This is a genomic window from Acinetobacter sp. SWAC5 (genome assembly GCF_003419885.1).
Lineage (GTDB): Bacteria > Pseudomonadota > Gammaproteobacteria > Pseudomonadales > Moraxellaceae > Acinetobacter > Acinetobacter cumulans.
On record NZ_QUWR01000005.1, the window covers coordinates 31037 to 53712 of the forward strand.

The 22676-nt window shown below is 38.9% G+C and carries 17 protein-coding genes and 1 pseudogene; all 18 read right to left on the reverse strand.

The window, feature by feature from the left end; translation table 11 throughout:
- Positions 1–243 precede the first annotated feature (243 nt).
- A complete protein-coding gene (locus DYI81_RS04980) occupies positions 244–1161 on the reverse strand; it encodes a glycosyltransferase (protein WP_117006893.1) in 918 nt (305 codons plus the stop codon).
- Complete coding sequence (locus DYI81_RS04985) at positions 1137–2432, reverse strand: glycosyltransferase family 39 protein (RefSeq protein ID WP_117006894.1); 1296 nt, start codon at positions 2430–2432, stop codon at positions 1137–1139. The genes DYI81_RS04980 and DYI81_RS04985 overlap by 25 nt, the downstream gene beginning before the upstream one ends.
- A 72-nt stretch (positions 2433–2504) precedes the next feature.
- The gene (locus DYI81_RS04990) at positions 2505–4415 is read right to left on the reverse strand and encodes a tetratricopeptide repeat protein (RefSeq protein ID WP_117006895.1); all 1911 of its coding nucleotides are present in this window, start codon (positions 4413–4415) and stop codon (positions 2505–2507) included.
- A gap of 69 nt (positions 4416–4484) precedes the next feature.
- On the reverse strand, positions 4485–4955 hold the full coding sequence (locus DYI81_RS04995) for a pilin (protein WP_117006896.1): 471 nt from the start codon (positions 4953–4955) through the stop codon (positions 4485–4487).
- 202 nt (positions 4956–5157) lie between these two features.
- Positions 5158–5715, reverse strand: coding sequence for a TPM domain-containing protein (locus tag DYI81_RS05000; RefSeq protein WP_117006897.1), 558 nt, complete (start codon positions 5713–5715; stop codon positions 5158–5160).
- Complete coding sequence (locus DYI81_RS05005) at positions 5709–6788, reverse strand: TPM domain-containing protein (protein WP_117006898.1); 1080 nt, start codon at positions 6786–6788, stop codon at positions 5709–5711. The genes DYI81_RS05000 and DYI81_RS05005 overlap by 7 nt, the downstream gene beginning before the upstream one ends.
- 31 nt (positions 6789–6819) lie before the next feature.
- Complete coding sequence (locus DYI81_RS05010) at positions 6820–7410, reverse strand: LemA family protein (protein WP_106983937.1); 591 nt, start codon at positions 7408–7410, stop codon at positions 6820–6822.
- Positions 7411–7548: 138 nt separating this feature from the next.
- Positions 7549–8433 (reverse strand): annotated as a pseudogene (locus DYI81_RS05015) (metal-dependent hydrolase).
- Positions 8434–8654: 221 nt separating this feature from the next.
- Entirely contained in the window at positions 8655–10076 is a 1422-nt protein-coding gene (locus DYI81_RS05020) for an FAD-dependent oxidoreductase (protein WP_117006899.1), read from the reverse strand.
- Between the two features lie 74 nt (positions 10077–10150).
- Complete coding sequence (gene gltB / locus DYI81_RS05025) at positions 10151–14626, reverse strand: glutamate synthase large subunit (RefSeq protein WP_106983935.1); 4476 nt, start codon at positions 14624–14626, stop codon at positions 10151–10153.
- 444 nt (positions 14627–15070) lie between these two features.
- Entirely contained in the window at positions 15071–15931 is an 861-nt protein-coding gene (locus tag DYI81_RS05030) for a hypothetical protein (protein ID WP_117006900.1), read from the reverse strand.
- A gap of 14 nt (positions 15932–15945) precedes the next feature.
- A complete protein-coding gene (gene aroB, locus DYI81_RS05035) occupies positions 15946–17025 on the reverse strand; it encodes a 3-dehydroquinate synthase (protein WP_117006901.1) in 1080 nt (359 codons plus the stop codon).
- Between the two features lie 13 nt (positions 17026–17038).
- Positions 17039–17590, reverse strand: a complete 552-nt coding sequence (aroK, locus tag DYI81_RS05040; RefSeq protein ID WP_106983932.1) for a shikimate kinase AroK — start codon at positions 17588–17590, stop codon at positions 17039–17041.
- 36 nt (positions 17591–17626) lie between these two features.
- The gene (gene pilQ / locus DYI81_RS05045; RefSeq protein WP_117006902.1) at positions 17627–19717 is read right to left on the reverse strand and encodes a type IV pilus secretin PilQ; all 2091 of its coding nucleotides are present in this window, start codon (positions 19715–19717) and stop codon (positions 17627–17629) included.
- A gap of 16 nt (positions 19718–19733) precedes the next feature.
- On the reverse strand, positions 19734–20261 hold the full coding sequence (locus DYI81_RS05050) for a pilus assembly protein PilP (protein ID WP_106983930.1): 528 nt from the start codon (positions 20259–20261) through the stop codon (positions 19734–19736).
- Positions 20261–20959, reverse strand: coding sequence for a type 4a pilus biogenesis protein PilO (locus DYI81_RS05055; RefSeq protein WP_106983929.1), 699 nt, complete (start codon positions 20957–20959; stop codon positions 20261–20263). The genes DYI81_RS05050 and DYI81_RS05055 overlap by 1 nt, the downstream gene beginning before the upstream one ends.
- Entirely contained in the window at positions 20956–21609 is a 654-nt protein-coding gene (locus DYI81_RS05060; protein WP_106983928.1) for a PilN domain-containing protein, read from the reverse strand. The genes DYI81_RS05055 and DYI81_RS05060 overlap by 4 nt, the downstream gene beginning before the upstream one ends.
- Positions 21609–22667, reverse strand: a complete 1059-nt coding sequence (locus tag DYI81_RS05065; protein ID WP_106983927.1) for a pilus assembly protein PilM — start codon at positions 22665–22667, stop codon at positions 21609–21611. The genes DYI81_RS05060 and DYI81_RS05065 overlap by 1 nt, the downstream gene beginning before the upstream one ends.
- Positions 22668–22676 lie beyond the last annotated feature (9 nt).

The window sequence follows — 22676 nt, forward strand, 5'->3', positions numbered from 1 at the left end:
AAATAAACATATTTATTAAGAATCCTTTCAATTGCCCGAATATATATGCGGTATAGATAGCATTACACTGTGAAAAAGTGATAAATTTATTCATAAGATATGTAAGCTGTACAGCACATATGAAACCAATTATTTTAGAAGTATATGTGTTCAGAAATATATTTGTCACAGAAAAAACTAAATAATCAAATATAAAACCCACACCTCCAACTAAACAAAAAAAGTAGAACTTTTTCATAAAACTTAATTAATTGATAAAAAAGCTAATTTTTTTATTTCACGTCTTAGCTTTGATATCGAACTCAAAACAATGCCAATAAAAGCAGTAAAAATTCCAATAGTAACTAATGCTGAAGCCAAAATTGCACGTGGAAATTTTGGTACTAAACCAGTATAGATATACTCAATAACTACTGGGATTCCAATAAAAAAGCCAATCAAAATAAAACATATTGCTAAAATAAAATAAACAACCTTTGGCGCATAATCTTTATAAAGTTGAAATATCTCTTTACCAATCTTAAAACCATCCTGCCAAGTATTTAACTTGCTTTCAGTGCCTTCTATGCGTGGCAAATAATTAATTGGATGCTCAATTATTTTTGCTCCAACTTCAATTGCGTGAATCGTCATCGCTGTTTCGACTTCAAAACCCTTTGAGAATAGTGGCATCGTTTTCACATATCGTCTAGACATTACCCTATACCCACTCAATAAATCATAAGCTTCTGTTGCAAATAATTTATTCACTGTATTTGTTAATAATACATTACCTAAAAAATGCTTCTTTCTACTTTGACTATTTTTATATGTCCCTAAACGACTACCTATTACCAAATCGGCATCATGGAGCATAAGTAGATTAACCATTTCTCTTGCTTCTTTCGCAGGGTAAGTTCCATCTCCATCTGCAAGGATGTAAATATCGGCATCAACATCCCGAAACATCGCTTGAACAACATTCCCTTTTCCTTTCATCTTGACTACTCTAGTCAATGCACCAGCAGATTGAGCTTCTTCTATAGTATTATCTGTTGAGTTATTATCAAAGACGTATACTGTACAATTTTCAACATGCTCAATAAATCCCCGCACAACATTTGCAATAGCCTTTTCTTCATTCAAACATGGCAAGACTACACAAATTTTCTTTTGAGCCACTTGATTATCTCACTGAATGTAATTGCAAATATGATCATTGCTGGAATTTTAAAAGGAATACCATAACGCGGAAAGGGAGCTACAATAATATGAATTAAAATAGCATATAAAAAAACTGCACTAATGACTAGAATTGCAAAACTCAAAGTTTCTCTTTTAAAAAATCTTTTAATAAGAACTATCAGGCCAGAAAAAGCACCTATCAACCAGAATACATGAACACATTTATTTATAGAATATGTAAATAATGAAATCTTTTCCCCATAATATGGTGAGGCTAAAGTTGGATAAATAAAAATATCCCCTTGACCAGCAATAATACTCCATTGCCATAAAAAAAATTGCTTTCCAATTAGATACCAAGATAGATAATTCAAAGGATCTTCAACAAATCTTTCGAAAATAATTTCAAGTGTCCTACCAACACCTTGATAAACTTCATTTGCTTGTGGATCAAAATTATAAGGAAAACCAAAACTTTCAGGAATATCATTGTACATAAACCATGGAAAACTTCCATGATACAAGCCATTAATCATTAAAGTCGGATCAGACCATTGCCCGATAACAAAAAGATTTCGAGCACCCCAAAGTAGCATTGGTAGTAAAGAAATAATCAAAAAGAAGATTGAAAACTTGGTGATTTTTCGATAATAAATAAAATAAATAATGAATAAAAACACGGGGAAATATTGTAATGTTGGACGCACAAGTATTGCTAAACCTAACAATATAGCAAAAAAAGTATAGTAAAACTTTCTTTTATGCTCTGCAAAATTAGATAAAATAGCCATCCCAATTAATAAAGCTAATAATGATGTAAATAATGACTCTGATAGAAAATAAATATTAATATTTACAAAATGAGGAAATGTCCACAAAAACCAACCTGTTATTAAAGAGACAACTACACCATAAAAACGATGTAATACAAAAAAAAGAAATGTAAAAGAAATTACTTGAAATATAGTTTGAGCAATAAGAACGTGTTTAATAAATATATCTTGATTTGAATTATAAAAAATAGATGCAAAAAAAGAAAATCCTGGACTTCTTAAAGAATCTGGCTTTGGGCTCTCACTTATAGCATGATCTTTTGAATATACTCCCCACTCATGAATATTGACTGCATAGTTATAATATTCACGCGCATCTGCTCTTAAAGGTGTATCAACAACTGAATACTGGACTACTAAATAACGAAGATATAATCCAAGCATTATCATTATAAACATAGAAAAATAAATTATTTTTTTTTCCTTTAATTCCATTCCAGCTTCCCCAACCAAAAAACATCAGTTATTAATTTTTCTTCAAAAAGAATTAAAATAAAACTTAACATTTCAAATACTATGCTCAACTTTATTCATTAAAAATATTTTTAACCGTTTAATTTCAAAGTCATATTCTGACTTACTACGCTTTAATGTCTGAATATCTTGCTTCATATATACTTCTTCTACCTTATACAAAAGACTTAATGCTTCCCTGTAATTTTTAGTTTCCCCAATTTCAGCTACCATCATCATTCCTGCTTCAACATCATTATAATGAGATAATGCAATAGTATAATTTTTTAAAGCTAAACCTGTATTGCCTTGTGCTAAATAAATTTGTGCTTCTAAATACGGAGTTAAACGCTGAAATAAGGGGAAATTACTATAATTTGGATTTGTATTAGCAATTTCAATCAATGATATCATCCAGCTTCCATAATTTTGTGCTAGCCTCTCATTCACAATATATTCAGTCAAACTACGCAATGCTTGTACAGCCTGTGCATCAAAGGGCTGTGTTTTCATTCGGTTAGCCACCTGCTTAAAATCAGACTCATTAACCATTCCAGAATAAACTTTTTGCATTAATAAGTTCAGATTTAATAGTGCGCTTTCTGGCATACGCTGTATAGCTTGCTCTAAATAAATATTTGATTCAGCGACATACCCATTTTCAAAATATAATCGCGCAATTGAGCTTTGTGCCCGAGGTGAGTTTGGCGAGTTTTTTGCCCAATACATTTCTAGACTTTCAGTATTTGACCATAACTTCACTCGCTCATATGTAAAAAAACTTAAAATACTTAAAATAAGCCCAACAAACAAAATTACCAACTTATCATCAATTTTATTTTTTAAAAGAAATAAACCATTCGCTATTGGTAAAAATAGAAAGAGTGCTGCTAAATAGTTCCGATGTTCAAAATACAACTCCAACCCAATAACAGTTGATTCCATTAAATGTGCAACTAAAAAAAATAAAATTGCTAATGAAATTAAGGGATATTTTTTTTTATAAAAAATTGAAAATATGAAAATAAAAAATAAAAAAATAAAAGAGAATAAAGTTGTAATAGGATTTAAAAGCGACTTTGATATAATATAGCCATCCTGATACAAACCTCTTAATTCTATTTTTGGCACTGCCAAGTTATATAGGTACTCCGTTACAATTCTGGCTTCACTATATAATCTCTCAATCATATTAAAATTACGATTTAGCCAAGGATTTTCTGCAAAAGTCACATACTTGCTAAGTAAGACTAGAATCGCTATTGATGGAAGCCACAAAAATATAGCTCGCCATTGCCATACTGGCTTATTACTTTTATTTGGATTGCAAAATTCTATAACTAAAATTAAAAAAGGAAGTAAGGCTCCATTTTCTTTACTATAGGTTGCTAAAACTGTACTAAATCCTAGCAATATTGTCATACCTATATATGCTTTAATAGGCTTAGTAGATAGATATAATCGATATTTTAAATATCCTATGATTCCAATTAAACTAAAAAGTGTTGCAAGCTGTGCCATCCTTTGCACAATATATAAAGTTGTTGACACAAAATAAGGATGTAATAACCAAATAGCAGATGCGACTAAGGCAATCCAAAGTGCTTGTTGCTCTTTATAATTATAATTTTTTAATAGCAACAATATAGACCAACATAAAAGAACCCCATTTAATAAATGAAGCATTAAATTAGTATATTTAAAAGGATATGGATCAGCAGGCCAAGTATTTGCATCAATTAAAAAACTAAGAAGCGAAATTGGTCTCCCAGTAGGGCCTGCAAACCCATTAGATACAAAATTTCTGACTTTTTCCCAGCTATCAATCACCCCATAGGTTCCTAAGTCTTTTAAATTTGGATAATCATCAAAAAGAAAATTACCACTCAAGCCAGTCCAATAAGTAGTAACTGTTAACAATAGAATAAAGACAAAAAAAATGACTGGTTGATATTTTTTTAACATAGATCATATCTTATAAATTAAAAAACGCCCATCAAATGATGAGCGCTATAGCTAATTTATATAGCCAAATTAACGACAGTTTGAAGGAATTAATTGAGGGTCGAGCGCGTTAGAACCTGGAAGTTTACATTTCCATTGAATACCGCCTGCTGTAGTTGATGGGCTGAGTAATAGTACATTTTTTGCTGGTGTGCCATTATCAACTTTATCATTATATTTAATAAAGATCTGACCATCGGTAGCTTGGGCTGCTGTTGCTAAACCATCAACCTGTCCTACACCAACAGATGTAGTTGCATTACCTTTAATAGTCGTAGCAACAGCTAAACCAGCACTCTGATTATTTTTTGGAAAACGGTTGTTTGATGAGTAGAACTCAGCAACTGAAGCTTTTGCACCACCTGCAAGGTTAATACCCTCAGTAACATGAGCACGCTTCGTATAGTTTTGATAAGCAGGAATTGCAATCGCAGCAAGAATACCGATAATTGCAACAACGATCATTAATTCAATAAGGGTAAAACCTTTTTGAGCATTCATAACATTCTCCACAAATGTATAATTTAATTATTAAGCCTTTAAAGCTAATTTATTTTTAGCACTAAGTGTGCCAAGAATGATTATAATAAAAAAACTCAAAAAAACAGCATTTTAAAAAAATATTTATTTTTTTGTGAAAACTTTGTCTCTTTTTGTGTTTAAAAGTGACAATTAATGTCACTATCTTACTCATATTTCATGCCTACAAGATCACTGGCAAATCCGCAATTTCGTTTTTTTTGTCTACTTGCACTTCTTCATAAAATTTTCCAAGCACATCCCCTATTTCCAGCACCCCATTCACCACAGAATCGCGATAATATCCTTGTTTTAAAGCTGTCAACATACGTTCACAAATATCTTGCCAAACCTTTTGTTCGGTTAAATTTTTAATTCCACGATCAATCACAATCTCTACACTACGTTCACATAAATTTAGATATAACAATACACCACTATTATGCTCAGTATCCCATACGCCCAATTCTGCAAATAATTGCTGTGCCCGTGCATAGGTATTTTGTGAATAGGCTTGATGTGCAGGAATATGCCCCTCAATAACGACTTGTATTTCCCCTACATGCCCCTGCTCTGCACGTGTCACAGCTTGTGCTATCGCATGCTGATCTTGTTGATCAAAATAGCGTTTTGTCGCAGGTAAAAAGCAAAAATGCTTAAGCCAACGTTTGAAGCTTGGCTGGTGCAAATCTTGAATTTTAGGTTGCGTTAAAATTTTTGTTGTTTCAGATGTTGTTACCATGAGCCTGAAGCACCTCCTCCACCAAAACCACCTCCGCCTCCACGGTAGCCTCCACCGCCAAAGCCCCCACCAGAGCCGCCGCCGCCTCGCCCACCACCTGAGAGGAAGGCTTGAAAGATCACCTGTGCCAACGCCGTAATTAATAAAAAGAAAATACCACCACCAATAAGCAAGCTAGTAATTAAGCCTGCACCATTCACTAAGCCCGCAACCGTACCTGCGACAGCTGCTGTTGCTGCACTCAATCGATTACCCACAATATACGAGCCAATAATGCCTGCAATTAAGATAAACAAAGCAGTCATCATGGTTTTTTCTTTGGCTTGTTGCTCATGTAAAGCCTGCTCCTGTTGCTCTTTTAAAGCTTGAGCGGCTTGAGCTGCCACTTCTGGGTCCATATTCAGGACTTTTTCAATCTCATTTAATCCCGCTTGAATCCCTTGAGCATACTGATTTTGCTTGAAATAGGGTGTGATGTTATTCCGAATAATTCGACTCAATACCACATCAGGTAACACACCTTCTAATCCATAACCCGACAATATTTGTATGCGATGATCATTCACAGCAATCGCTATTAACAGACCATTGTCTTGTTTGGCTGTTCCAAGCTTCCACTGATCTGCAACTCGCATGGCATAAGAGACAATGTCTTCTTGCCCCGTGGTCGGTACAATAACAATACCGACCTGTGCTTTGGCAGTTTTATGTAGCTGTAGGACTTTCTGGCTAATGGCCTGATTTTCCGCTGCACTTAATAAGCCTGCTTGATCCACAATCGGTGTGTTTAGTGTCGGTAAAGCTCGCTCACTTTGGCCTTCTGCCATATCATTGGCAATATTAGGTGCAGGCTGTGTTACTGCGTCAGCTGATGCCGTTGCTGTTGGTTGACTCGTCTTTGTCGCCGATTGTTGCTCTTTTATGATCTTTGAAGCCACGGCTATTTCATTCACAGCCTCATCTTGAGCAACAGCAGTCTCACTCCAGGTATGACTACTCAGACTCAATAGACTTAAGCACAGAGCGAAATACAACCCCAAGTAAGCTTTAGAGTTGTGCAAACGTTTAGACATCAGCATTCCTTACAGGCTTCAGCGCAACAATTTAATCAAAAGTCACTTTAGGTGCAGATTGAGCACTTTGCTCAGCACTAAAGTTTGGTTTTGTTTTCATTCCAATCACTTTTGCAGTCATTGCTTGAGGAAATTGGCGGACATAGCCGTTATAGTCCTGAACAGTTGAAATATAACGATTACGCGCAACTGCAATACGGTTTTCTGTACCTTCTAATTGCACTTGTAGGTCTTTAAATTGCTCATTGGCTTTTAAATCTGGATAATTTTCTGAAACTGCAATCAAACGTGATAACGCACTGGTCATTTGCGATTGGGCTTCTTGATATTTTTTAAATAGTTCAGGATTTTCAAGTACTTCTTTATCTACTTTTAAACCGGCAACATTTGAACGAGCCTGCGTCACTTCAGTCAGCACTTGTTCTTCATGTTTTGCATAACCCTTCACAACATTAACCAAGTTAGGCACTAAATCTGCACGACGTTGATATTGGTTTTGTACCTCAGACCACGATGCATTGACTGCCTCATCCTTCACTTGCAAAGTGTTATAGCCACAGCCTGTTAAGCTTAAACTACCTGCCAAAGCCAGCGCCAACATACTATTTTTTATTAAATTCATCCCAATTAACCTCGAGTATTTATTTGTATTTGTTTAAATAAAATTATTCTAGCGCTATTTTCTTTTGGTTTTGTTGCATTTCTTTAACAAAGTGAAAACACATAAAAAAAGCCCAATTCTTGGGCCTTTCATCATCATTCAACTATATCGTATAAGCGTCTGCTCCGTTTGAAAGCTTTCCACGTGGTATTCATCTGCAAGTTGCTGTTTCCAATACTGCACAATGTCTGTGTAATCAATTTCAGAAGGATGAAAGTTCTGTTTGTAATAAGATAAATATTCTGGAATTAACTGTATAAACATTTTACCCAGCAAATACGTGCCAAAAATATTACCGCCTACTTTGGGCAAACTCTTTTTACGGTCTTGCATAAACAGCTTAGTGGCAGAATAAAAAGTTAAACTGGCAAAACCTGTAGTCACACTACGCATAATCATACGGCGGATCTTGTCATCGCCATAAACATGCTGATAGACATCAAATGCCACTGAGCGGTGTTCGATCTCTTCTATCGCATGCCAAACCCAAAGTTTAACGGCATCTGAATCTAAAGTACTTAACACCTCTGGATGGCGCAGAATATAGCCCCCCAATAACGCGGTAAAATGCTCAAAGGCACAGGTAATTGCTAATTGAATTTTAGGATGTAAGTTTTTCACATAGCTATCTTTGCGCGCTCACCATGCTTGAAAACGATCTAAGTTATAATCGTCTGAACGCCAAGCATCATTAAATTCGGCATGCGCCTTAGAATGCATCGCCTCCTGACCAATAAATGCAGCGATTTGCGCCTGCAATTTTTCATCCGTCACCTGATTCCGCACATTACGTACACTATGTACAAAAAATTGCTCACCAATTGGAAATGTTGAAGACAGTGCGGTCAATAAATGTGACATCACAGGTGAATTGGCAAAATAGTGCCGGCGAATAGCCTTAGGATTAAACTGTAATTTACGTACAGTAATACCAATGGCTTTGGGACGATTTTGATATGATTTTTGTGTCGTCACTGCAGTCATTTTGAACATCTCTAATTTAGAATTCAAGAATCCAGTATGAGCATCATAAAGCCATGCACACATGGCAAAAAAGCTTAGCCCATTTGCAAAATTGTTCAATTTTCAGTCTTGTTTTACAATCTGAAGATGGATTTATCCGAATAGACCACATACGTATCATTTTAGGCAGTCAGCCCAATAAAAAACCCGCCGAGGCGGGTTTTAAAACGATATAGGCTCAATTAAACATCAAGGTAATCTAAGATGCCTTCCGCAGCCTGACGACCTTCTGCAATTGCAGTAACTACCAAGTCAGAACCACGAACCATATCGCCACCAGCGAAGATTTTTGGATTTGACGTTTGGAATTTAAATTCTTGCTGTTCTGCTGCCACTACACGACCAGAACCATCCAAATTAATGTTCACACCTGCAAACCAATCTGCCGGAGAAGTACGGAAACCAAAGGCAAGAAGTACCGCATCAGCAGGAAGAACTTCTTCAGAGCCTGGAATTGGTTCAGGACTACGACGACCACGGCTATCTGGCTCACCCAACTGAGTCGTTACCACTTTAACGCCAGTCACTTTGCCATTTTCACCGACGATTTCGATCGGTTGACGGTTGAATTTAAATTCAACGCCTTCTTCTTTCGCGTTTTTCACTTCACGACGCGAACCTGGCATGTTTTCTTCGTCACGACGATATGCACATGTTACAGACTCAGCACCTTGACGAATAGAAGTACGGTTACAGTCCATCGCAGTGTCACCACCACCCAGTACAATGACCTTTTTACCTTCTACACTGATGTATTCAGATGGGTCTTTTTCCCAGCCTTGAGTACGGTTGACATTGGCGATCAAGAAATCCAGCGCATCAACAACGCCGTCTAAATCTTCACCTGCAAAACCACCTTTCATGTAGGTGTATGTTCCCATACCCATAAACACAGCATCGTAGTCTGCAAGTAGCTGATCAATGGTCACGTCTGTGCCAATTTCAGTATTTAAACGGAATTCAACGCCCATGCCTGTGAAAATTTCACGGCGACGTTTCATCACATCTTTTTCCATTTTAAATTCTGGAATACCAAAAGTCAGTAAACCACCAATTTCAGGACGTTTATCAAATACAACGGGTTTTACGCCATTACGTACCAAAATATCAGCACACCCTAAACCTGCAGGACCTGCACCAATAATCGCAACTTTTTTGTCCGTCCATGTCACAGATGACATATCTGGTCGCCAGCCCAAAGCAAACGCGGTGTCATTGATATACTTTTCAGCATTACCAATGGTAACTGCACCAAAACCATCATTCAGTGTACATGCACCTTCACATAAACGGTCTTGTGGACATACTCGACCACAAACTTCAGGCAAAGTATTGGTTTGATGGCACAGTTCAGCCGCTTGGAAAATACGACCTTCTGCAATCAACTTCAACCAGTTTGGAATGTAGTTATGTACTGGACATTTCCATTCACAGTAAGGGTTACCACAACCTAAACAGCGATGTGTTTGATTGGCAGCCACTTCCGCAGTGAACGGTTTATAAATTTCCACAAACTCTGCTTTGCGGACATCAATATCTTTTTTCTCTGGATCTTGGCGTGGTACATCCAGGAATTGAAAGTCATTATTTAGGCGCTCTGCCATGTCTCTCTCCGTGGGTAGATGCAGACTGATTCCAAGTCAGCACTGCATCTGCCTATATCTCTGCAGTAGTGGAATTATTGTGGATCAGCTTGAGTTGTTTTTAACAAAGTCTGCAAGTTTGCAGCTTTTGGTTTCACAAGCCAGAATTTACGGCTATAGAAGTCAAACTCATGGCGGATCTTATACGCCCAAGCACTACCTGTTTCTTTAATGTGTTGATCTAAGATACGAAGTAAGAATTCTTGATGCTCTTCCATCGCTTCTGTAGAAATACGGTTCAACTCAATCAGTTCGTGGTTGTAATGATCAACGAAGTCATTATCCAAATCAAGTACATAAGCAAAACCACCTGTCATACCAGCACCGAAGTTATGACCTACTTTACCCAGTACAGTCACAATACCGCCAGTCATGTATTCACAGCAATGGTCGCCTGCACCTTCAATCACCGCAAATGCGCCTGAGTTTCGTACCGCAAAACGCTCACCCGCAGTACCTGCAGCAAAGAGTTTACCGCCAGTCGCACCGTACAAACATGTGTTACCAATAATTGCCGTATTTTGCGTTTGGAATGGTGAACCTTTTGGTGGGAAAATTGAGATACGACCACCCGCCATACCTTTACCCACGTAGTCATTTGCATCACCCTCAAGGCTAATATGCAAACCACCCGCGTTCCACACACCTAAAGACTGACCCGCAGTACCTGTTAAATTCACTTTAACTGGGTGTGCTTCCATACTCAAGTTACCATAGCGTTTTGCAATTTCACCCGAGATACGTGCGCCAATTGAACGGTCGCAGTTACCAATCGTGAAGCTATATTCACCCGTTGTACCCGCTTCAATCGCTGGAAGCATTTCTGCCACCATTTTCTCTGCAAGCAAGCCTTTGTCAAATGGCGCATTGCCTTCAACTTGACAGTACTGTGCTTTACCTTCAGCTGCTGGGTGTGATTCAAGTAATTTGCTTAAATCTAGATGTGCATGCTTTTCAGTTTCGCCAGGTAATGCTTCTAATAAATCTGTACGACCGATCAAGTCTTTTAGACTTGCCACACCTAATGCTGCCAACCATTCACGCGTTTCTTCTGCAATAAAGTGGAAGAAATTGATCAACATTTCAGGTTCACCAATATAGTGTTCCTGACGTAAATGATCTTGCTGTGTTGCAACACCCGTTGCACAGTTATTTAAGTGACAAATACGTAGGTATTTACAACCCAAAGCGATCATTGGTGTAGAACCAAAACCGAAGCTTTCAGCACCTAGAATAGCTGCTTTAACCACGTCTAAACCTGTTTTTAAACCACCATCGGTTTGAACACGGACTTTACCACGTAGGTCATTCACACGAAGTGCTTGATGCGCCTCGCTTAGACCAAGCTCCCAAGGAGAGCCTGCGTGGTGAATTGAAGAAAGTGGAGAAGCCGCTGTACCACCGTCATAACCAGAAATGGTAATGAAATCGGCATACGCTTTTGCTACACCGGCCGCAATCGTACCAACACCCGGCTCAGAAACAAGCTTAACTGACACCATCGCCTGTGGGTTAACTTGTTTTAAGTCAAAGATTAACTGTGATAAATCTTCAATTGAGTAAATGTCGTGATGCGGCGGAGGCGAAATCAGCGTTACACCCGGTACAGAGTAACGTAAACGTGCAATTAAGCCGTTCACTTTACCACCCGGCAACTGACCACCTTCACCTGGTTTTGCACCTTGAGCCACTTTAATTTGAAGCACTTCTGCAGAAGTTAAATACGCAGGAGTGACACCAAAACGGCCTGATGCAATTTGTTTGATTTTCGAGTTACGGATTGTGCCATAACGCGCTGGATCTTCACCGCCCTCACCAGAGTTAGAACGGCCACCGATCGTATTCATCGCAATTGCAATCGCTTCATGTGCTTCAGGTGATAAAGCACCCAAAGACATCCCTGCTGAATCGAAACGAGGTAAAATAGCTTCTACTGATTCAACTTGATCCAATGCAATTGAATTGTCAGTTTTGAGTTTGAATAAATCACGAATCGTTGCGATTGGACGGTGATTCACTAACTCAGCATATTCTTTAAAGTCTGCATAGTTGCCCGAACGTACTGCTTTGTGTAAAGCATTAATCACGTCTGGGTTAAATGCATGGTATTCCTTGTCAAAGACAAACTTCAACATACCGCCTTGATCGATTGGCTTACGTGATTTCCACGCTAAATCTGCCAATTTTTTCAAATCATTTTCAAGGTCTACAAATGTTGCACCTTTAATACGACTTGGTACACCCGTAAAGCACTTCGCAACCACTTCATCCGACAAACCAACGGCTTCAAATAGTTGACCACCACGGTAAGACGCAACGGTTGAAATACCCATTTTAGAAAGTACTTTGAGTAAGCCTTTCTCAATGCCTTTACGGAAGTTTGCTTGTGCATGAATTGGGTCACCCAATAACTCGCCTTTCGCGATCAAATCATTAATCACGTCATAAGCTAAGTATGGATAAATTGCTGTCGCACCAAAACCTAAGATCACGGCAAATTGGTGAGCATCACGTGCCAAAGCTGTTTCAACAATAATGTTAGCATCTGTACGTAGACCAGCATTAATCAAGTGATGATGCACTGCGCCTGTTGCCATCAAAGCATTGGCTGGCAAGAAGCCTTGACGAATTTTACGATCCGTTAAAACCAACAAAGTTTTGCCTGCGCGAATCGCCGTCGCTGCTTCTTCACAGATACGTGCAATTGCAGCTTCTAAACCTTCTTCTACAGCATAGTTCAAATCAATATCTGCAATTTCATAGCCAGTACGACCAATCGTACGGATTTGATGCATTTTTGAATTAGATAGAACTGGGCTTGAAATAATCAAGCGATCCGCATGCTCTGGACTTTGTTCAAATACGTTTTGCTCGCGTCCTAAACATGTTTCAAGCGACATCACAATTGATTCACGTAATGGATCAATTGGTGGATTGGTTACTTGTGCGAACTGTTGACGGAAATAATCAGAGACGTGACGAACTTGACGAGACAATACTGCCATTGGCGTATCATCACCCATTGAACCCACTGCTTCTTGACCGCTTTCTGCGATTGGACGAAGCAATTGGTCACGCTCTTCAAAAGTTACCAAGAACATTTTTTGTGCCGCTTTTAGGTCATCGCCTTTTAAGCCTTGCTCACATAAATATTCTTCAAGCTCAGGGCTACCCTGAATACGTACTGAGTTTTCACGTAACCATTGACGGTATGGGCGCATGCGTTTGAGGTGATTGCTCACATCTTTGGTATCGAGCATTTTGCCCGTATGCGTATCAATCACTAAGATTTGACCCGGACCTACACGACCTTTAGAGATCACATCTTCTGGTTCATAACCCCATACACCAATTTCAGATGCAAGCGTGATGTAACCATTTTTAGTAATCACCCAACGTGCTGGACGTAAACCGTTACGGTCAAGCATACAAATCGCATGACGACCATCTTGAATTACCAAGCCTGCTGGACCATCCCATGCTTCCATGTGCTTCGAGTTAAACTCATAGAATGCACGCAAATCTGCATCTAAAGTTTCAACGTTTTGCCAAGCTGGTGGAACAAGCATACGCAGTGCACGGAACAAGTCCATACCACCACCAACTAGGAGTTCAAGCATGTTATCCATACTTGATGAATCCGAACCTGTACGGTTTACAATTGGATTCAACTCTGTAATGCCCGGCAAGAGCGGGTTTTCAAATTTAGGCGTACGCGCCATTGCCCAGTTACGGTTTGCCGTAATGGTATTGATTTCACCATTATGTGCCAAATAACGGAATGGCTGTGCCAAAGGCCAACGCGGTAAAGTGTTGGTTGAGAAACGTTGGTGGAAAACCACAATATGAGAGGCTAAGCGTTCATCAGCTAAGTCTGTATAGAAGTCTGCAATATATGCAGGCATCATCAAACCTTTATAGCTGATCACAGTTGAACACAAAGTTGTTACATAGAAATACGGATCGGCAGTTAACGCTTCTTCAGCGCGACGACGCGCCATTAATAACTTACGGTTAAATTCAACCTCAGTTACACCCATTGGGCAGTTCACAATAATTTGTTCAAAGCCAGGCAATGACTGCATAGCAATTGAACCTAAAGCGTCATTATTTGTTGGAATAACACGCCAACCTAAAACTTTACAGCCTTCAGATTCAATTTCTTTGGTTAATACTTGTTTTGAGTGCGCAGCAAGGGCTGGATCTAAATTTAGAAAAACCGTTCCGACAGCAAAGACTTCACTTAAAGTGATATCACTAATTTTTTTCGCTTCTTCACGAAAAAATTGCTTTGGCATGGCCAAAAGCAAACCACAGCCGTCACCCGTTTTACCATCGGCAGCAATACCGCCACGGTGGGTCATACAGCTTAGGCTATGAATAGCGGTCTTAACGAGATCATGGCTTGCATCACCCTGCATATGGGCAATTAAACCGAAACCACAGTTATCTTTAAACTCATCCGGTTGGTATAAACCTTGAGCGGGAGCTACAGTATTAGGCGATGGCATGTGCATAGCGTACCCTTCTTTTCTACACTGCTCTTTCGAGCCAATAACAAAATCTAATTTTTTCTTCGCGATTTAGTCTTAATCTACTCACATAAATTGTTTTGCTGAGCAAATTTATTTCTTCTTCACATGCTTAAGATATACCGAAAATCATAATCTTGCATGTAAATTGAGACATATTTTGCAGAACCATCAGTTCTCATCAGCCCGACCGCTTCGCACTCTCATCGAATCATTTTCGCGCCAAAATAGGGAGATATATTCAATTGATGCACCAATAAAGCAAGTTTCATGCCACATTAAAGAAACCTACAAGCAAGTATCTAGGAGTTAAGGATTTTATATTCAATATTGTTATTTGATGTTTTATTTTTAATCAAAATTGCACCAATAAGGCGCACTTTTAAAATAAGATGACAACTTAGTGCGCCATTTTAGCCCGAACTAATTAAATGGGTCACTCACCTCATGTTCCGCACTATTTGTTGGCGTTGTTTTAGGGCGACTTGGCTCTACACTACTCTGAGATTTCTGCACATTGACCACATTACCCGATGCATCTCGTCGAGTTACTGTGGTACTCGTGGTAACATTTTTCGTTGAATCCACTTGTGTTTCTGACTGCTGGGCTTGTGCTTTTATTCGTGCTGCCGCCAACTGTGCCTCATCAACCTGTGGCAGAGGTGCAGTTTTTAATTTAACTGAATAAACCTTACTGTTATTTTTTAATTCTTCTGTACCTAAATCATTCACCAAGGGCTGATATTGATCAATCGCAATAACTACTGGCTTTACAGAAGCAGGTAACCCTATTTTCATATCTGCAATAGCCTGATTTGCTTCACTATTACTACGATACACACCATACAATAAAACATATTGCTCTGGGTGATCCTCACCAGAAAGTCTCAAATAGATGAAAGGCTTACGATCACTTTGCTTTTTCAAGAAGCTTTTTACAATTTCTTCATTTGAGCTACGAAAAATCTCGACTGCCACATCATTTTTATGTTCAGCGATGAATTTTGTACCACGAAACTCAGCTTCATGCTGTGCAGTCACCACCACACGTGTAGTCATATCTAAAGGTTTCACCTCATCATATAACGCACCAAGATGGTTCATTGCAGCAACTTTTTCAGGCTGAATTTGTAATTCAACTTCTGTTTCGGGCTGTTTATCCACCTCTATTAATTCTTTGGTGTCTGTAACCGCCCAGAACACGAGCGCGCCAAACAGGCAAGCCCCTCCAAATACGAGCCAAACGTATTGCTGGATAGGAAATTTTGCCTTTTGAAGCGCCATGATGAACCTTTTACTTATCTTTGATTTGCCAGAATGGCTTGTTTCATTAATTCCACATCAAATTCTTTCGTGATGACAGCTTTACCGAGTTGCTTCATTAGCACCAAACGCAACTGACCATTCAACACTTTTTTATCATGCGACATATATGACAAGAATTGATCTAATGGAATTTTAGGGCAAACTGCAGGTAAATTGGCACGTAAAATGATATTTTTTGTACGTTGTACATCATCTGCACTAAGCCACCCCATACGATGCGACAAGTCTGCTGCCATAATCATACCTACAGCAACAGCTTCACCATGTAACCATTCACCATAACCTAAGTATGATTCAATTGCATGACCAAAAGTATGACCTAGATTTAACAAAGCACGCTCACCTTGTTCCTTTTCATCATTGGCCACAATTCGCGCTTTATGTGCACATGAGCGATATACCGCTTCTGCTAGCAAGTGAGCATCACGCTGCACTAAGCCATCCATATTTTGTTCTAGCCAAATCAAGAAATCTGAATCACCAAGTAACGCATATTTAATAACTTCAGACAAACCTGCTGATAACTCACGATCGGGTAATGTATCCAATTGAGACATATCTGCCAACACAACCTGAGGTTGTTGGAATGCACCAATCATGTTTTTACCCAAAGGATGGTTAATGCCTGTTTTACCACCAACACTTGAATCTACCTGTGACAATAAAGTAGTAGGTACTTGAATAAAGTACACACCACGCTGAAAACATGCCGATGCAAATCCAGCCATGTCTCCAATCACACCACCACCCAAAGCAAGTACAGTACAATCTCGATTGAAGCCAGCCTGAAGTAAGGCATCAAAAATAAGATTCAAATGCTCACTATTTTTATATTTCTCACCGTCTGGCAAGATACATGTCGCAACTGTTTTACCCAAGGCTTGGATTGATTGCTGATAGTGCTCTAAATACAGTGGTGCGACTGTCTCATTGGATACAATCATCACTTGCTGCCCATGAATATAAGGTGCTAACAAGCTTTGTGGATTTAAATCACTACCAATAAATATAGGATAACGGCGTTCGCCAAGTTCAACATATAAAGTTTGCATGAATATCGCCGATCTAGGACTGACTAAGTACAGGAGTGGAAACGATTAAGTTCAAGATTTTATGCGCTAAATCACGCGCTGCACCTTGATTCGTTTCAATAATATGATGTGCAACTTCACGATAGAGTGGGTCACGTATCGCAAGTAAATCTTTCAACTTCTGTTCAGGATTTTCAACTTGCAATAAAGGGCGATTTTTATCGCGAAAGGTGCGCTGCAATTGAATTTCAACTGGCGTATAGAGATAAACCACAATACCACGATGCTTGAGAAATTCGCGGTTAGGGGCTTGAGTGACTGCACCACCACCTGTGGCTAAAACCAAATGTTCTCGAGCCGTTAACTCATCGATAACAATAGTTTCACGACTACGAAAACCCGCTTCCCCTTCTTTTTCAAAAATCCAGGGAATGGTAGCACCTGTTTTACGCTCAATTTCATGATCACTATCAAGAAATTCACGCCCTAACAATTCTGCCAGATGCCGTCCAACGGTTGTTTTGCCTGCCCCCATAGGCCCTACCAAATATATATTTGGTAGGGATTCAAACTCTTTGCTTGGCAAGGAGTCACCTTTTGATTTTGTTAATTTCAAAATATATTAATGATTTCTTGAAACACTGTCATTAACAATTCGTGGCGTAACAAAAATTAGCAACTCAGTTTGCGCATTTGTCTTCACATTGTTTTTAAACAACACTCCAACAAATGGTAAATCACCTAGGAATGGAACTTTTTGATACTGATTACGTTTGATATCATCAAAAATACCACCCAATACAATCGTCTCACCATCACCAACTAGAACATTGGTTTCAAGTTTGTTTGTATTGATTAGATAACCAGCCGAAGTCAGTTCACCAATGGTATCTTTTTCGATTTTGAGATCCATTTGTACTTTGCCATCAGGCGTAATACTCGGCGTGACTTCTAACTTTAGGTTAGCATCAACGAAGCTAGTTGTCGTACCACCCTCAGCACTCCACGATTGATATGGAATTTGATCACCACGTAAAATTGATGCCTTCTGCTTATCCCCAGTCATCACTTTTGGTGCTGATAAAACCTCACCATGACCATCAGACTGTAGCGCAGTTAATTGTAAATCCAACATAAAATCAGAAATCTTTAACAAACCAAAATTAAAGGTTCCCGCTGTCCCAGTCGCCAAGTCCACACCTAGATCAAACTTAGGCGAATAATCTCCACCCCAAACGTTTGAACCGTTTGCACCAGCACTTAAGCTTGGATTATTACGTTGCAAGCCCCAACTCACCCCCAACTCACGTGAAAATTCTGTTTGAGCTGTAACTATTCGCGCCTCAACCATGACCTGCTTCACTTCAACATCAAGTAAATCGACCATCTTACGGATTTTATCAATATTTTGAGCTGTATCATTGACAATTAAAGTGTTAGTTCGCGCATCCACTGAGATTGAACCACGTGAACTAAGTAATGCATCAGAAGCATTATTACCACTATTTGTACCACCCGTATTGTTGGTCTTACTTTGTGTAATTAACTTTTCAATATCAGCAACTTTGGCATAGCTTAGCTTTAAGTATTCTGTTTGAATTGGTGCAAGTTTTATACTCTGCTCAATGGCTTTTGCTTCATCTTCTTCTGCTTTAATCAACTCTGAAACAGGTGCAATCCAAATGACATTACCATTTCTACGCTTATCTAAATTCTTAGTTTTTAGTACAATATCTAATGCTTGATCCCAAGGAACATCTTTTAAACGTAATGTAATATTGCCATTTACAGAATCCGCAGCAACCATATTGATATCTGTAAAATCTGCAAGTAACTGTAATACACGACGTACTTCAATATCTTGGAAATCTAAAGAGATCTTTTTGCCCGTATAGTGATTTGAAGCTTTTGCACGCGCTGGGTTTTTATCTTCAGGACGCTTTAAGCTAATGGTTAGTCGATTATCTGTCTGATAAGCCATGTATTCATAACTACCACTCGATGAAATCGTAATCAACCCACTACCACGATCATTTTGTGCATCTACCGTAGCAACAGGTGTCGCAAAATCATTCACATTCAAACGACGTGCCAAATGTGCTGGTACTTTATTCCCTAAAGTACGTACAACAATTTTGCTACCTTGTTGTTGTACATCAACAGGGGTATTGCTTCCTAACAAATCAATAACAACTAAGCCTTCGCCAGCTGAACCACGTTTAAACCCAATATCAGAAATGCCTTGTGCCTGCTTTTGCGCCGCTACAGGTGTAGGTGCCAATGCATTTGCCGCATTAATTTTTAGAATGAACGTATTCCCTTCAACACGTGTTGTAAATGCGCCTGCATCAGCTAAATTGACGGTTAAACGAGCGCGCTGCGCATCTGAACTAATATCAACAGAACTCGCTTCACTGGTCGCAACTGGGATCGAGCTTTGTTTAAGATTTTGCTGTGCTTTATCAAAATCTAAAACTAAACGTGATGGCTGTTCCAACTGATAAGCTTGTGGTTGTGGTGGCAAACCATTGAACATGACACGAATTTCAGTACCCTGTCCTGGAATTTGCATTGGCACCACATTCGTCACTGCAACACCCGCACTTGCGGCTTGCATGACAGCCATTGCTACAGCACCCATAGAAAACTGACGAAACATACGGTTCATTGTATTGCCATCCCCAAAAATAAAATCTTGCATACTATTTTTCATTTTTATTCCTTTAAGCTTAAGGTGCTGGTCCAATTAAAATAAGACTTCTCGGACGTTCCACATATCCTTCTCGCCCATCTGGAATAACCTCAATCAAGTCAATCTGTGTCGGCGTGATATTAACAATACGCCCCTGATTAAGCCCCATATAATTACCACGTTGAACACGCTCAATTTGCCCATCAGGAGTTTGAATCAATGCGATAATACCACCCGCTTGATTACGCAAACTTCCCTTCATATTTAAAGTTTCTAAAGCATAACTTTCTAAAGGCTGTTGCTGACGATTAAAGTTTGGATAAACACGTTTACCCGCCATAATTTTCAGCTCTGCTGCCAATGAACTTGGCAAGAAAGGGCTCTTTAGTTGATGTGCAGCATAAACAAAGGTTTCTGTCGAAGTAAAATCTGGTGCTGGCTCAATTGGCAAAGGTGGTTGATTACGAATATTTGCCATTTCTTGATTAACTGCATCAATACGACTATCACATCCAACTAAAACAAAGCCAATGAGTGAAAATAAGGCAATTTTATTCATTTTCATTATTGTGCTCCTTCCGTGGATGCATTATCACTATTACCTACATAACGATAAGTTTTGGCCTGAAGAGTATAATTTATGCTTGGAATTTCAGATTTTTTCTGAGGATTTTCAGAAGAGCTAATCGTAAAATCATGCAAAGTGACAATACGAGATAATCCTGCAATTCCACTTACAAAACTACCAAAGGCGTGATAATCACCAGTTGCTTCCATCGAAATCGGCTGTTCAATAAAGAACTCTTGCTTTACTTCCGGTTCAAGTCGAATATTCTTAAACTTCAACCCCGAATTCACACCTGTTACGTTGATATCTTCAACCAAACCTGGAATTTCAGTTTCTTTCGGCAATTGATCCAATTGCTGATTAAAACGCGCCTCCATATCCTGCAATTGAGTTTGATATTGTTGTAAATTACGCAACTTAGATTCTTTTTCACGGAATTCATTTAATAAGTTTTGTTCTTGTGCATTTGCATTTGCGATTGATTCAATTTTGCCTTTGATCATGACAAAATAAGCTAACGCTAATACCAGCAGTACAATAAAAATCCAACAAGTAATTTTGACCGATAAGGGCCAACTACCATAGTTATTTGGATCCAAAGTATTGAATTGTTGTAAGAATTTATCCAGCGTCATTTTTTTCTTTGCGGGCGCAACAGATGCTTGATTTAATTCATCAAATTCTTCACGACTCATTTCGCCACCTCCGCTGTAGATGCTGCTGAATCAGCTCCTGTAGCACTTCCTTCTGCATTTGCTACGGGTTGTGGGATCGTATCTAGATCTGCAGTGACCACAAAATTACCATAACTCTCTTCAACACGAGGAACCACGGATTTTGGGGCTTGATCTTTATTTACTTCAACAGCCAAGAACGAATTCATGAAAGCATTTCGATACCAGGGTGAAGCTTCCAAATTACGCAAAAATTCTGCAACAGCGTTTGGACTTTCCGCCTTACCTTCAAAAGTAAACTTATCTCCAGCTCGAGTAAACCTTGTAATATAAACATTACTCGGTACCACACGAACCAATTCATCTATCAGATGTACTGCGATTGGACGTTGGCTTTGTAAACCTTGAATGAGCTTCATGCGTTCAATAATTGCATTACGTTGTTCTTGCAAACCATCGAGTGACTTTAACTGCACATCTAAATTTTGGTTAGTACTCACAATCAACTGATTGGCTTGCTCTTGATCTTGTAATTTCTGATCGTAGTAGAACCAAACCGCAGCTGCTGCAATAACCCCTAGAAAAAATGCCCCAATGCAAATCGCAATAAATTCTTTTTTTCGTTTCTCTCTTAGCTCATCGCGCCAAGGGAGTAAGTTAATTTTTGCCATTAATCAAAACTCCTCAATGCTAAGCCACATGCCACCAATAATGATGAAGCATCATTTTCAATTTTTTTAATATCAATTTGAGGTGAAAAACCCATTTGTAAGAATGGATTGGCAATCGTGACTCGATATCCCAGCTTTTGTTGTAACAATTTTGCAAGACCAGGAATATTGGCATTTCCCCCAGCCAATAAAATATGATCAATTTCATTGAACTGTGAAGATGAAAAGAAGAATTGTAATGAACGTGCAGCTTGTTGCACTACGGCCTCTAGAAAAGGCTCTAATACTTCAACATCATAATCGTCTGGTAAAGCACGCGTTTTTTTCGCACGCCCAGCTTCTTCAAAAGAAAGACCATAACGGTTTTGAATTTCTTGGGTAAGTTGTTTACCACCAAATACCTGTTCACGACTGTAGATAACTTTATTGTTTTGCATTACATATAAGGTCGTCATGCTATGACCAATATCTAAAATCCCAACCGTTTTTACACCCATCGGTAGCGTATCTGAAAAAACCTTAAAGGCATTTTCTAATGCAAAACTTTCGACATCCGCAATTTTAGGTGTTAAACCCGCCATTTCTAAAACTTCAGAACGCCCTTCGATATTTTCAATCAGCGTTGCAACCAATAAAACATTAACGCGATTTGGATTAGATAAAACGTCAGGGAGAACTTCAAAATCTAGACTTGCTTCATCCAGCGGGAATGGAATGTATTGTTCAGCATCCATACGAATTTGTACTTCACGCTCATCACTTGTCATATCCGCATCCATCTCAATGACCTTTGTGATCACCATAGATGTTGGAATTGCAAATGCTGCATTTGAAGATTGCGTATTGGCTAAATTAATTGCGCGCTCAAGAGAATCCCCAACCGCTTCAGGGTTTAAGATATTTTTTTCAACAACACTGCCTTCTTGCAGTGGTACCAAAGCATAGCTTTCGACCCAATGCCTGCCGCCTTTTACAGAAAGTTCCAGAACCTTAACAGAAGTTGAACTAATATCTACTCCTATTAACCCCTTATTTGGCTTACGATATAACCTGAGCACAATATCATT